This window comes from Thermotoga petrophila RKU-1 (genome assembly GCF_000016785.1).
GTDB classification, from domain to species: Bacteria; Thermotogota; Thermotogae; order Thermotogales; family Thermotogaceae; genus Thermotoga; species Thermotoga petrophila.
In genome coordinates, this window is sequence record NC_009486.1 from 417,451 (window position 1) to 431,433 (window position 13,983).

General features: G+C 48.7%; 10 protein-coding genes and 3 tRNA genes. 12 read left to right on the forward strand and 1 reads right to left on the reverse strand.

The window, feature by feature from the left end; all coding sequences use genetic code 11:
* Positions 1-12 precede the first annotated feature (12 nt).
* Genes TPET_RS02175 through TPET_RS02190 form a run of 4 tightly spaced genes read left to right on the forward strand, consistent with a single transcriptional unit; the run spans position 13 to position 2,672 of the window.
* Positions 13-297 (forward strand): thiamine-binding protein, encoded by a 285-nt coding sequence (locus TPET_RS02175; protein WP_011943077.1) that lies wholly within the window; start codon positions 13-15, stop codon positions 295-297.
* The gene (locus TPET_RS02180; protein WP_011943078.1) at positions 269-1,021 is read left to right on the forward strand and encodes an ABC transporter permease; all 753 of its coding nucleotides are present in this window, start codon (positions 269-271) and stop codon (positions 1,019-1,021) included. Before TPET_RS02175 ends, TPET_RS02180 begins: the two co-directional genes overlap by 29 nt.
* The gene (locus tag TPET_RS02185) at positions 1,018-1,968 is read left to right on the forward strand and encodes an ABC transporter substrate-binding protein (protein WP_011943079.1); all 951 of its coding nucleotides are present in this window, start codon (positions 1,018-1,020) and stop codon (positions 1,966-1,968) included. Before TPET_RS02180 ends, TPET_RS02185 begins: the two co-directional genes overlap by 4 nt.
* The gene (locus TPET_RS02190; protein ID WP_235231264.1) at positions 1,893-2,672 is read left to right on the forward strand and encodes an ABC transporter ATP-binding protein; all 780 of its coding nucleotides are present in this window, start codon (positions 1,893-1,895) and stop codon (positions 2,670-2,672) included. The genes TPET_RS02185 and TPET_RS02190 overlap by 76 nt, the downstream gene beginning before the upstream one ends.
* Here TPET_RS02190 and TPET_RS02195 read toward each other — a convergent pair.
* Entirely contained in the window at positions 2,656-6,903 is a 4,248-nt protein-coding gene (locus TPET_RS02195; protein WP_011943081.1) for an acyl-CoA dehydratase activase, read from the reverse strand. The genes TPET_RS02190 and TPET_RS02195 overlap by 17 nt on opposite strands.
* 96 nt (positions 6,904-6,999) lie before the next feature.
* Between TPET_RS02195 and TPET_RS02200 the strand changes: the two genes are divergently transcribed.
* From TPET_RS02200 to ompA1, 8 genes are all read left to right on the forward strand, one after another.
* Positions 7,000-7,075: transfer RNA gene (locus TPET_RS02200), tRNA-Lys, on the forward strand.
* A gap of 5 nt (positions 7,076-7,080) precedes the next feature.
* Positions 7,081-7,167: transfer RNA gene (locus tag TPET_RS02205), tRNA-Leu, on the forward strand.
* A gap of 11 nt (positions 7,168-7,178) precedes the next feature.
* Positions 7,179-7,253 (forward strand) — tRNA-Gly (locus TPET_RS02210).
* 63 nt (positions 7,254-7,316) lie between these two features.
* Positions 7,317-8,465: a TIGR00529 family membrane protein gene (locus TPET_RS02215; protein ID WP_048810851.1), complete on the forward strand. Its 1,149-nt coding sequence runs from the start codon at positions 7,317-7,319 to the stop codon at positions 8,463-8,465.
* Complete coding sequence (gene uvrA, locus TPET_RS02220) at positions 8,462-11,212, forward strand: excinuclease ABC subunit UvrA (protein ID WP_011943083.1); 2,751 nt, start codon at positions 8,462-8,464, stop codon at positions 11,210-11,212. The genes TPET_RS02215 and uvrA overlap by 4 nt, the downstream gene beginning before the upstream one ends.
* Positions 11,213-11,231: 19 nt before the next feature.
* Entirely contained in the window at positions 11,232-11,462 is a 231-nt protein-coding gene (gene secG / locus TPET_RS02225; protein WP_004081487.1) for a preprotein translocase subunit SecG, read from the forward strand.
* A 4-nt stretch (positions 11,463-11,466) separates the two neighbouring features.
* Entirely contained in the window at positions 11,467-12,672 is a 1,206-nt protein-coding gene (tyrS, locus tag TPET_RS02230) for a tyrosine--tRNA ligase (RefSeq protein ID WP_011943084.1), read from the forward strand.
* Between the two features lie 82 nt (positions 12,673-12,754).
* Positions 12,755-13,957 (forward strand): outer membrane anchor protein OmpA1, encoded by a 1,203-nt coding sequence (gene ompA1, locus TPET_RS02235; RefSeq protein WP_011943085.1) that lies wholly within the window; start codon positions 12,755-12,757, stop codon positions 13,955-13,957.
* The last annotated feature ends 26 nt before the right edge of the window (positions 13,958-13,983 follow it).

Below are 13,983 nucleotides of genomic sequence, written 5' to 3' on the forward strand. Positions count from 1 at the left end.
GGAGGTGAAAAAATGCCGAAAGTAACGGTTTCCATAAAGGTGATTCCCGCCGTGGAAGATGGAAGACTCCACGAGGTGATCGACAGAGCGATCGAAAAGATCTCTTCGTGGGGCATGAAATACGAAGTGGGTCCTTCCAACACCACCGTGGAAGGTGAATTCGAAGAGATCATGGATCGTGTGAAAGAGCTCGTCAGATACCTTGAACAGTTCGCGAAACGATTCGTTCTTCAGCTGGACATCGATTACAAAGTCGGAGGTATCACGATTGAAGAGAAGGTATCGAAGTACCGCTAAATGGCTGTTTTTTATAGCTCTGATTTTCGTGTGGGAGTTCTCGAAAGTCCCACAGTATCTTCTTCCCAAACCTTCTTCCATAGTTCTCGAGGGACTTTCGCAGTGGAAAATCTTGATGGATCACAGTCTCTACACGATCCTTGAGGCTTTTTCTGGCCTGGTTATAGGCCTCGTGTTGGGAATGGGGCTTGCGGTCCTGATGGATCTGTTCCAGACGGTGAAAGAGGTAATGTACCCGATCCTCATCATCTCACAGGCGATACCCATCGTTGCTGTGGCACCGCTCGTCATCATCTGGTTCGGTCTGGGCGTGGGCACGAAAATAGGCATAGTAGCGTTCGTCACACTCTTTCCGGTTGCGCTCAACACTCTCGAAGGATTCAGAACGATCGATCAGGACGCTCTGGATCTTTTCAAAGTGATGAAGGCAACGAAGATCCAGATCTACAGGTACCTTGTACTACCGCACACGTTACCTTACGTTCTCTCTGGGCTCAAGATATCCGCCACATACGCTGTGGTTTCCGCTGTGATAGGAGAATGGCTTGGAGCAGAAAAAGGCCTGGGCATATACATGATAAGGGCAATGAACACCTTCAGAGCTGACAGGCTCTTTCTCTCTGTGATAGTTGTGGTTGTGCTCAGCGTTGCCGTCTTCAAGATAGCTGATATTCTCTCCAGAAAACTCACACCTTGGTTCGAGGAAAGGAGGCTGGTAAAATGAAAAGACTGACCTTCATTGCGATGTTTTTGATCTCTGTCCTTGCACTTTTCGCTGAAGAGGTAACGGTCGTACTGGACTGGTATCCCAACACGAACCACACGGGGCTCTACGTAGCCAAGGACCTTGGATACTACAGAGAAGAAGGGTTGGATGTGAAGATCGTTCAACCGTCTCGGTTGACAGCGGAACAGCTTGTAGCGAGTGGAAAAGCGGAATTTGGCGTGAGTTATCAGGAAGCGGTCACCCTCTCCAGAGGAGAAGGGATGCCCATCGTCTCCATAGCTGCCATCATCCAGCACAACACATCGGGTTTCGCTTGGCTGAAGGATGAAGGAATCAAAAGTGTGAAAGACTGGGAGGGTAAGAGATACGGAAGCTGGGGTTCTCCTATAGAGAAGGCGACCATAGAATACATCATGAGAAAATACGGTGCAGATCCTTCAAAGGTGATTTTTGTGAACGTGGGACAGATGGATTTCTTTGCGGGAACGCTGAACAATGTGTTCGATTTTGCCTGGATCTTCTACGGATGGGACGGTGTTGCCAGCAAGGTGAAAGGGATAGAGATAGAGTTCCTCCCGCTGAAGGATATAGACGAAGTCTTTGACTACTACACGCCGGTTCTGATAACGAGCGAATCTCTCATAAAGCAAAATCCAGATCTCGTAAGAAGATTTTTGAGAGCCACGGCCAAGGGATACGAGTACGCAATACAGCACCCTGTGGAGGCAGCCAAAATACTCCTCAAATACGCTCCGGAACTGGATGAAAAGATCGTTGTAGAATCTCAAAAGTACCTCGCAGGTCAGTACAAAGCGGACGCGGAAAAATGGGGCTACCAGAAAGAAGAAGTCTGGAGGAGATACGCGGAATGGCTTCACTCTATGGGATTCCTGAAAGAGACGATAGACGTGACGAAGGCGTTCACAAACGAGTTCCTACCGTGATAAAGGTATCCCACCTCACGGTTTGCTACGGAGAACTCAAAGCGGTGGAGGATCTCTCCTTGGAGGTTCAAAGGGGAGAGATCCTCTCCCTTGTGGGACCATCCGGATGTGGAAAGACCACCGTTGTGAAGGCTATTCTGGGATTGATTCCCTACGAGGGAAAGATAGAGATCTTCACATCTCGTCTCGGATACTGTCCTCAAAAGGATGTGCTGTTCGACTGGATGACCGCCTATGAGAACGCCGTGCTCCCACTCGTTCTCAGAAAAGAACTGCCGCCATCAAACATAAAAGAATTGTTTGAACGATTCGGTCTTTCTGGCTTTGAAGAGAAAAGGCCGTACCAGCTGAGTGGCGGTATGAGGCAGAGACTGTCTCTTCTGAGGGCCGTTCTATCGGGCGAGGAGCTCCTCGTACTCGATGAACCTTTTTCTTCGGTAGATGCTTACACTCGAAAGAAACTCCAGATATGGCTTTCTGAGATCGTACACAGGATGAAAAGTACGGTCGTACTCATCACTCACGACGTGGAGGAAGCGGTCTTCCTTTCAGACAGAATATTGATCCTCTCCGATCGCCCCGCAAGGATTTTGAAGGAAATACGCGTGCCGTTTCCAAAGCCGAGAACCATAAAAACTTTTTCCGATCCTCGTTTCTCAGAAATAGAAGAAGAGGTGCTGGAGACTCTCATGAATCAACCCTGATATTTTCAGGGAGAGTCTCTTCAGTTTCCTCCAGGGTGTTCTCCGTGTTCAGCAGACCGTTCAGGTAGTTTCTCAATCTTCTGACCTGGAACATGAACGCCTCCAGCTTGCTCTGTACCGTTGGTGTGAACGGATTCCCATCGGACTCTATGTGTATCACGGGAAGGTCTCCGAACTCGTCCAGCACTTTTCTCAAAACTCCTGTGGTCTCTCTTTTTTGTTCTTTCAAGCCTCTCTTCACGATTGCTTCCGCTATCCTGCTCGGCATGCAACCAAATGGTCCTATGGAGATGATACCATCGTAGTGGTTCACGATTTCATGAAGTACAGTTCCTATGGTGAGGATCGCTTCTCCGGTGAGTTTCGGATTGAGATAGTCTTTCGCCGATTCAACGATGGCTTCCACATCCACCATCCGAGCCCTGTAAAAACCACTCTTCTCCAAGGTTTTTTTCACTCTTTTCTCTATGTACCTTTTCACGAGGATCTCGATTCGTTTCTTCAGTCTGTCTACTCGGGTAGAATTCGGAGAGATCAACCTGTTGAGGTACAGATAATCCGTGTAATAGATCCACTCGTGAACCGGCGATATGTGCATGATGATGCCGTTCCTCTCCATCAGGTTTTCGAGGTATTTCCTGGAGAACTCGTCCCTTCTCACATAGATTTCTCCTGTTAGGAGAACCTTCGGCGCTTTCTCGTAATCCATGATCATCTCAACACCCGAAAGTATCTTTGAGACTTCATCGAGTGTTTTGAAAAAGTCCCTGAGGGAATCATTCGCAAGGCTGATCAATATCTTTTCCCTGCATCCTTCCAGGACTTTTCTCGCTTCTTCTTTGTCCCTTGCCAGTGTCATCACGGCGCGTTCCACGTCGAAGAACACGTCAGAAACAACAACCGCCAACCATGCCCTGATTCTGAAAGCGATACCAAGCCCCGCGTAGGCGTTTTCGGAATTCAACCCGAAGAGCGTCACGTTCCTTACGTTGTTCCTGTCAAGCCACAGATTCATGAAGACATTGTACTGTCCAAAACGGCACGGTCCCATCGTCTCCGGCATGAAATAAAGCACGATCTCGTCATCGGTTACCTTCTCTCTGATGTACTTTATGAGACTCCCAAGAGTGAGATGAAGAGGGAGACACTCTTTTGAAAGAGAGTTCCCCCTACCGAGTTTGAACTCCTCAACGTCCGGTGGAGGACACACGTCGGATTTGACACCGTAGTATCTGAAAGCCGCGGAGAGACACTGAGACCCGAATTGGCCCATCGACGGGAAAACAACTTTCACCCTTTCATCGTTGAGTCTTAGTCTCTCTCCGTCCGGGGTGATCACATAGAGGGTGTTTTTCTCCAGCACCGTCCGGGGCCTTTCTGCACTCTTTCTTTCCTCGTTCCCTCTCTGCAACTTGAGGTAACTCTTCACAATGTCTATGAAAGCTTCGATTCTTGTTTCTATGCCCGCGTCCGCCGTGTGACTGTCAAGCTCCAGCACAAGCGACGGTTTCTTTGCCATTATGTCTCTGAAGTAAGAGATGATGAAGGAATCAGGACCACAACTGAAGTTGGTGATGTAAACTCCAAAGAGTTTTGGGTGCTTTTCGACGAATCGTGACGCTTTTAGAATCATCTCTCCCCATGACCAGTACATGTTTCTGTAGCCCTTTTCATCCTCGAAGGGTATGGAATCGAAGTTGATGATGGGAATTCCGCGAGTGGCAAATTTTTCGGGGACTCCCATGTTCGCATCAGAAGAAAAGGCGTTGTAAGATCTTCCGAAGAGAACAACTCCGAATTCCGATTCGTCAAGAACTTTCAAGAATTCATTCCATTGTTTCTTTATGAGATTGAACCTTTCGTTGAAAATCTTCCAGGCCTTTTCAAAGGCCCTTTCTCCTTCTTCGCGTGACCTTCCAAGCCTTTCGGCCACTCTGAGAAATTCTTCCTTCTCATCACCGCGCGAGAAATCGAAATAGCCCGTCACGAGCTTTTCTTCCAGTTCGGGAAACGCGGATGTGAGCCAATCAGCCTCGCTCTGAACAAAGGGACAGAAGACATTGTAGTTCTCCGAATTTTCCACTCTGATACCTCTCAGTCTTGGAACGAATATCAAATCGGGATTCTTCGAGATCAGATCGTACATGTAGCCATGGGAGAGTTCCACCGGGAAGCAGAATTCGGAGTTCATCATCTCCCAGCCGCGTCTGTCGGACTTTTCGGGAACCACAACGTCGAAACCGAGTTCTGTAAGGAAGGTGTAGAAAAGCGGGAAAAGGTTGTTCATCGCCAAAGATCTGCTCAAACCGATGGTCTTTGTCCCCTTCACTTCACTCTCGAAGTGTAATATGTATTTCTCCCTGTTTTTGACGAAATTGTACTTCGTGCTGTCTACGCTGGTATGTCTCAGCACGTTCTCGTACTTGTTGCAGGCACCACCGAACGGGAACCGTTTTCCATCGATCTCTATGATCCTGATCTCACACTTTCTATCACATTTTTCTTTTCCACCAGGGCAGATGAACGTTCCTCTGTATCTGACTTCTCTGGAGATCAATTCCTTCAGTTTGAACTCTTTCTTTTCCAGAAAACCGAGTTCAAGATTCTCTTTGGTGAGCAGAGCCACTCCATACGCACCCATCAAACCCGGGTGCGGGGGAACGACTATGTTTTTCCCAACGAGGGCAGCCATGGCAACAGGCACCGCTTTGTTGTAGCAAACTCCACCCTGCATGAAGATCTTCTTTCCTACGGGCCGGCTTCCTTTCACCCTGTTCAAATAGTTCATACACACGGAGTACACAAGTCCGGCACATATGTCTTCTTTAGAGATCCCTTCGTTCACCGCCGTTTTGACGTCACTACCAATGAAGGCTGCGCACTGATCGCTGAAGTTCGGTGGATTTTCACCTCTCAGAGCGAGATCACCGATCTCGGTGTAGTGGACTCCAAGTGACTCTCCCGCTGCCTCTTCGAGGAAGGATCCCGTCCCGGCCGAACAGGCTTCGTTCATCGCGTAATCCGCCGGAACACCGTTCACCAGATAGGTGTACTTGGCATCTTGGCCACCTATCTCGAAGATCGTGTCCACCTCTGGATCGAAACGAGCAGCCGCCTTCGCGTGTGCCATTATCTCGTTGTACACAGCGTCGGTCTGAGAATACAGCCCAACGATCTTCCTCCCTGATCCTGTCACACCGAGTCCGATTATCTTCACTTTCGTCCCGTTGAGCTGTTCCAAAATAGAGGAGTAGCATTGCCGCGCCGCTCTTATGGGATCTCCCAGAGTTCGAAGGTACACTCCCGCCAGGATGGCTTCATCATCGTATCTCATCAGCACTGCTTTCGTTGTGGTGGATCCAACGTCTATCCCCAGCACGCACACATCTCCATCCCTTACCTCTTGAAACGGCATCTCCTTGAACTCGACCATGTGGAGGTACTTTTTGAGAGGTTCATGAGTGGGAAAACTGGTCATCTTCTCTTTTTTGATTACGAAGGTCTTTTTCGATACCACTCTGTTCAGTTTTCCCCACAGGTAAGCCCCATAAGCCTCGAAGAACAGCGCTTCTTCCGGAACGATCACTTCCAGAACCTTTTTCAGGTGCTTCAGCATGAGCTTGTTTCTCGTCGTTCCACCGACAAGGAGGATCTTCTTCACTCCTGCCTTGTGGGCCAGTTCCACTATCTTGTCGGCCATCACCTTTCCAAGTCCGTTCAGAACGAGTTCCTTTGGAACTCCTTTGTTCAGTGCGTGGGTACAATCGCTCTTGCAGAAAACGGTACACCTCGAGGAGAGTTCGTAGTAGTCTTCCACTTCGACACCGTTTGCTTCCTCAAGAGATATTCCCATCCTCTGAAGCTGCTGAAGGAAGAACTCACCCGTTCCCGAGGCACACTTGCTACCCGTGTATATACCGGTTATGATTCCTTTATCGTTCACCCTGTAGAGAATGGTGTTCTCCCCACCGGCGCTGACAACGGCTTCGACCTTTCCGTATTTTTTCATGAGATGCCTGTAGGCGATTTCCGTTGCCTCCGCTTCGGATATCTGAGGCAGATCTATTATTTCCCTTGTCTTTCGACCTGTGATGACCACGGGTCCTTCATCGAGAAAGGCGGGGACCATCATGGAAAGCAGAGCGAGGGGATCTCCGTTGTGAGGGAGATTTCCTTTCTCCCTTTCACCGCAGAATGAAACACTCGAGGAACCGATGCACACACCAGTCATTCTACATCACCTCGTTGAATATTTTAACACCTAACGTTCATGTTCACAACTCACCTCTTGAAATCCTCTCCGGTCTGTGATATCATTTGTACCGGCGACCCGGTAGCTCAGCAGGCAGAGCACCTGACTTTTAATCAGGGGGTCGTGGGTTCGAGTCCCACCCGGGTCACCAGCGGTGCGAGAGTGGCGGAACTGGCAGACGCGCTGGACTTAGAATCCAGTGGGCTGAAGCCCGTGTGGGTTCAAGTCCCACCTCTCGCACCAGGATAGAGCAGGCGGGTGTAGCTCAGTGGTAGAGCACCAGCTTGCCAAGCTGGGGGTCGCGGGTTCGAATCCCGTCGCCCGCTCCAGACAAAAAAGAAGGGGGAATTTCCCCTTCTTCTTTTTCTTTATGTCGTGGAGGTAGAAGAGCATTGAACACTCTATCGGTGTTGTTATCACTCTTCACAGTCGTTGTTGTGCAGAGAGTTTTCAAAAAACTTTCCATTTCTCTGCTCTCTGGTGTCATCGTGATGGTTCTCTCTCTCAAGGTGAGAAACATTCCGGAAATTCTTTCCTGGACGATCTCTTCAGATTCCTTCTGGTCACTCATTGCGACGGTTTTTCTGATATACCTTCTTTCAGGAATGATGGAGAACTCAGGTGATTACAACCGCTTTTCCGAGGAAATGCGAACTATCTTTTCAAATAACGTGGATTCGTTCGTTCCCGCTCTCATTGGTCTCATGCCGATGCCCGGTGGGGCTCTCTTCACAGCTCCCATAGTGAAGAATTCACTTCCCAAAGAGAATTCGTTGAAACTCGCCATCAAGAACTACTGGTTCAGACACACGATAGAATTCTTCTGGCCCATATATCCGGCTGTAGTGCTCGTTTCTGAACTCTCCAGGATTCATCCGGGAAGGGTATCTCTGACCCTCTTTCCCGTGTTCGTTGCAGCCTTCCTTCTGGGATGGCTTTTTTTCAACGGGAGGCAACTTCCCCGTCTATCTAAACCCAGATCGTTCTTCAACCTCCTACCACTGATACCCGTTCTGGGAACGGGTGTTCTCATACTCCTTTTCAAAGTTCCGGGCTGGTTCGCACTTCTTTTGAGCACTTCGGGCTACGCTGTGTTCAGAAGAAGATACCTTCTGAAGACTCTGAAGCAGGTTTTCAATAAGTGGGATGTTTTCCTTGTCCTCTTTCTTGTTTACATCTACAAGGTCATAGTTGAACACTCCGGCGTGGGTGAGGGTATCGCGGCGGAATTCGTCAGATGGAACTTGTCTCCCTGGATCCTTCTCATCTTTTTGCCTCTCGTGTCGGGAATCTCCACAGGTATCACGCAGGCAGCCGTTGGTATTTCTCTTCCTGTCTTGATGGAGGTGTTCAGTAGCACGTACGCCGTGTACACCTACATGTTCGCCGTGGGTGGTGTCATACTGTCTCCGGTTCATCTGTGTGTCGTGTTGTCTGCGAAATTCTTCGAGGTAGAGGTGTTCGACATTCTAAAGAAGGTGTTCCTCCCCCTGGTGTTGACTCTGAGTCTCGGCGTCCTCGTTTTGGGGGTGATTCTGTGAACGAAATCGTAGTGAAGGGAGCAAGGGTTCACAATCTGAAGAACATAACCGTGAAGATCCCAAAGAATAAACTCGTTGTCATAACAGGAGTTTCAGGATCGGGGAAATCTTCGCTCGCCATGGACACGATATACGCCGAAGGGCAGAGAAGATATCTGGAGTCACTTTCCACGTATGCGAGGCAATTCCTCGGTAACCTGAAAAAACCCGATGTTGACGAGATAGAGGGACTTTCCCCCGCCATCGCCATAGATCAGAAGACCGTCTCTCACAATCCCAGATCGACCGTTGGAACAGTGACGGAAATTTACGATTACCTGAGGGTGCTCTACGCGAGGATAGGAAAAGCCCACTGCCCTGAGTGTGGAAGACCTCTCGAAAAAAAGAGCATCGATGAGATCCTCCAGGATCTGTTCCATTCTTTCAAAGAGGGAAGTCGAATCTATATACTCGCACCGGTTGCAACGGAGAAGAAAGGAACGTTCAAAAAAGAGATCGAAGAGTTCATCTCCAAAGGATTCGCGAGAATAGAAATAGACGGCGAGATTTACAGGCTCGAGGAAGTGCCGGAACTCGACAAGAACAAACGGCACACCGTGAAACTGGTAGTCGATAGATTGATCCTTGAAACCAGAAACGAACACAGAATACTGGACAGTCTCGAAGTAGCGATGAGAGAGGGGAAAGGATTCGTTGAGATCAGAAACGTCGACACTGGAGAGAGCAAGATCTTCAGCGAAAACCTCATGTGCCCGGTGTGTGGTATCGGATTTCCAGAGATCACACCAAAGCTGTTTTCTTTCAACAGCCCGTACGGTGCGTGTCCGAACTGTCACGGCCTCGGCTTCACATTCGAAGTGGATCCATCCCTCGTGATAGACGAGGAAAAAAGTGTTCCCGAGGGTGCGATCATTCCGTACAGATGGGACAGAAGGCTCTCAAGATGGGTCGCAAGGGAGATAGAAAGGCAAGGTGTTTCCCCTCATCTTCCATTCAAGGATCTTCCTGAAGATGTGAAAGAGTTCGTCTTGTACGGAGATGACCGTTTCGAAGGAGTGGTTCCAAAAGTTCAAAGGTGGCACAGAGAAACGGAATCTCCTGAGATGAAAGAGTGGTTGGAAAAGAACTTCATCGTACAGAGAACCTGTTCCGTCTGCGGTGGGAAAAGGTTGAACAGGGAAGCCCTCTCTGTGAAGATAAACGGTCTGAACATACACGAGTTCACCGAGCTTTCTATCTCAGAAGAACTCGAATTTTTGAAGAATCTGAATCTCACCGAAAGAGAACGAGAAATCGTGGGGGAACTCTTGAAGGAAATAGAAAAAAGGCTCGAATTCCTTGTGGACGTGGGTCTTGAGTATCTGTCCCTTTCCAGATCCGCCACCACGCTCTCCGGAGGAGAATCTCAGAGAATAAGGCTCGCGACACAGATAGGTTCGGGTCTCACAGGAGTCATCTACGTCCTGGACGAACCGACTGTTGGACTCCACCCGAGGGACACAGAACGCCTGATAAAGACCCTCAAAAAGCTCAGGGATCTTGGAAACACTGTGATAGTGGTGGAACACGACGAGGAAGTGATCAGAAGTGCTGACTACATCATAGACATCGGACCGGGTGGGGGAACGAACGGCGGTCGGGTCGTCTTCCAGGGTACCGTGGATGAACTCCTGAAGAATCCAGACAGCTCTCTGACGGGTGAATACCTCTCGGGCAAAAGAAAGATCTCTGTAAACAAAGCGAGGCGGCTGCCTTACGCATCTTTGAAGATCAAAGGTGTTCGTCACAACAACTTGAAGAACATAGACGTTGAGATTCCCCTCGGAGTTTTCGTCTGTGTCACGGGAGTGTCGGGATCCGGAAAATCTTCTCTCGTCATGGAAACGCTCTATCCGGCGCTGATGAATCTTCTTCACAGAACCAAACTTCCGGCCGGCGAATTCGATTCGATCGAAGGTCACGAGAACATCGATAAGGTGATCGCGATAGATCAATCTCCCATTGGAAGAACACCAAGGAGCAACCCGGCCACCTACACCAAGGTGTTCGACGAAATAAGAAGCCTCTTTGCCATGACCCCAGCTGCTAAGGCACGTGGTTACAACAAGAGCAGGTTCAGTTTCAATCTGAAAGGAGGAAGGTGCGAAGCCTGTCAGGGTCAGGGTTACGTGAAGATAGAGATGCTCTTCCTTCCCGATGTGTACGTGGAGTGCGATGTTTGCAAGGGAAAGAGATACAACAGAGAAACACTCGAGATAACCTACAAAGGAAAGAACATTTCTGATATACTCGATATGACGGTGGATGAAGCACTGGAGTTTTTCAAGAACATTCCCTCTATAAAGAGAACGCTTCAGGTCTTGCACGATGTGGGTCTGGGATACGTGAAACTCGGGCAACCAGCCACCACCCTCTCCGGTGGTGAGGCGCAGAGGATAAAGCTCGCGTCCGAGCTGAGAAAAAGGGACACGGGGAGAACCCTCTACATACTCGACGAGCCAACTGTGGGCCTTCACTTTGAAGACGTGAGGAAACTTGTGGAGGTGCTCCACAGACTGGTAGACAGAGGCAACACCGTAATCGTGATAGAACACAATCTCGACGTCATAAAGAACGCTGATTACATCATAGATCTCGGCCCTGAAGGTGGAAAAGAAGGCGGCTATATAGTCGCAGCGGGGACACCCGAGGAAATAGCGAAGAATCCTCACTCTTACACCGGAAGATTCTTGAAGAACGTGTTATAATGCCCAGGGAGGTGTAGTGATGAAGACATTTTTTCTCATCGTTCACACCATCATAAGCGTGGCTCTCATCTACATGGTCCAGGTACAGATGTCGAAATTCTCGGAGCTCGGTGGTGCCTTCGGAAGTGGAGGACTTCACACCGTTTTTGGCAGAAGGAAGGGCCTCGACACCGGTGGAAAGATCACTCTTGTCCTGTCTGTACTCTTTTTCGTTTCCTGCGTGGTAACAGCCTTCGTTCTAACGAGGTGATGGGATGACACCGGAGGAACAGGTAAAAATTCTCAAAAGAAACGTTGTTGACTTCGTAAGCGAAGAAGAACTCCTCGACAGAATAAAGAGAAAAGGGAAACTCCGCGTGAAACTCGGCGTGGATCCCTCAAGGCCCGATTTGCATCTGGGCCACGCGGTCGTTCTGAGGAAGTTGAGAGAGTTTCAAGATCTCGGTCACACAGTAGTTCTGATCATAGGAGACTTCACTGCCCGCATTGGTGATCCCTCCGGAAGAAACGAAACACGTCCCATGCTGACCAGAGAAGAGGTTCTGGAGAACGCAAAGACCTATCAGGAACAGGCCTTCAAGATACTGGATCCCGAAAGGACGGAACTTCGTTTCAACGGTGAGTGGCTCGACAGAATGACCTTCGCGGACGTGATCGTTCTGGCTTCAAAGTACACGGTTGCAAGGATGCTCGAAAGAGACGATTTCGCGAAAAGATTCAAAGAAGGCATCCCCATAACCATATCGGAGTTCCTGTATCCTCTCGCACAGGCCTACGATTCCGTTGCCATTCAGGCAGATGTGGAACTCGGCGGAACGGATCAGCTTTTCAACCTCCTTGTGGGAAGGAAGATACAGGAAGAATACGGTCAGGAGCCCCAGATCGTCATGACGATGCCGATCATCGAAGGAACGGATGGAAAATTGAAAATGAGCAAAAGCTACGGAAACTACATCGCTTTCAACGATCCACCCGAGGAGATGTACGGGAAACTCATGTCCATACCGGATGAACTCATTATAAAGTACATGCGTCTTCTCACGGACGTTCCAGAAGAACGGATCGAAGAGTACGAAAGAAAGATGAAAGAAAAAACGATCAATCCACGAGACGTGAAGATGGTTCTCGCGTACGAAATAACACGCTTCTTCCACGGTGAAGAAAACGCAAAAAAGGCCCAGGAACAATTCGTGAAGGTCTTTCAAAAGAAAGAAATTCCTGACGAGATGCCGATCGTTGAGATTTCTCAGGAGAAGAACATCGTGGATCTCCTCGTGGAGATAGGAGCTGTATCCAGCAAAAGTGAGGCTAAAAGACTCGTTGCTCAGGGTGGAGTGTACATCGACGGGGAGAGAATAGAAGACATAAAATTCACCGTGAAACCCGTTGGAGAGCAAGTTTTGAAAGTTGGAAAGAGGAAGTTCTACAGGATATCGGGTGGAGAGACAAAAAAACTTTAGAAAACTCTTGAATTTCCTTTGGACGAGATGGTATAATCACCACAGGATTTAACTGTGATCAATGAGAAGGGAGGTTTGTCCCATGAAGAGAGTTCTTCTTACCGTTGCAATGTTGTCCGTTTTCTTCTCAGCGATGTTCGCGTTCTTCCCAGATGTCCCAAAAGATCACTGGGCTTACGAGTACGTCTGGAAGCTGTGGCAGAGGGGTGTCTTCATAGGTTATCCGGATGGCGAGTTCAAAGGGGACAGGTACATCACCAGATACGAAGCGGCAACGGCTGTGAGCAGGCTCCTCGATTTCATCGAACAGAAGATGCTTGCGGGTGCTTCCGGTAACCTGACACAGGTCGTTGGAAACCTCTCTGACAAGTACATGGCCCTCGAGGAGAAGGTTAACAGTCTTACCGGGATACTGGATACTCTGGCATCCCAGATAGGCACCACTCAGGCCAATCTCACAGAAACCGAAAGAGAACTGCTTGAAAAGATCGCAGCTGTGAAAGAGGAGATCGAGATGGAGTTCGACAAAGAGATTTCGCTCAACAGAGAAGTTGTGAACAATATCGGCCTTAAACTTGGAAATCTCTCAAGAGACTACGAAAGATACAAGGAGAATGTGGACGCAAAGATCTCTGAAGTGAACGAAAAACTCGCAGCCCTTGAAAAGGATCTCGGAAATAGGATCGCCGATCTCGAGGGAATAGTCAATCTCCACGAGAAAGACATCATAAACATCTACAACAAGATCGGTTCCGTTAACGAGGAACTCAACAACAAGATCGCCGCGACAGAAGAGAAACTCTCCAGAAGAGACGAAGAAATCTCCGCAATGGTCGAACTCCACGAAAAGGACATCATAAACCTCTACAACAAGGTCGCTGCACTCAACGAAGATCTCAGCAAAAAAATACTTGACACGAAGGCCGAACTTTCTGCTAAAATAGAGTCACAGGAGAAAACGTTGAACATGGTCTACACAAAACTCCTCGACACAGAAAGCAAATTGAACGATGAAATTTCCGCTCTCAAGGAAAAGGACGCGGAGATACAGAAGACGGTTGATCTTCATGAACAGGATATCGTCAACCTCTACGGAAAAACGTCGTCTCTCGAAGAAGACCTCAACATGAAGTACAACGAGACTAACGAAAAGATCGATCAGGTGAAGGCGGAACTCGAGGACAAAATCGAAAGCGTGAAGGCTTACAACAGGAATCTCAGCATCCTCACAGGTGCGTTCTTTGGAATTCTCGGTCTCATTCTGATCGCAATCAGTGGTAAATAAAACCAAAATTTATTCTGAGGGGAGGT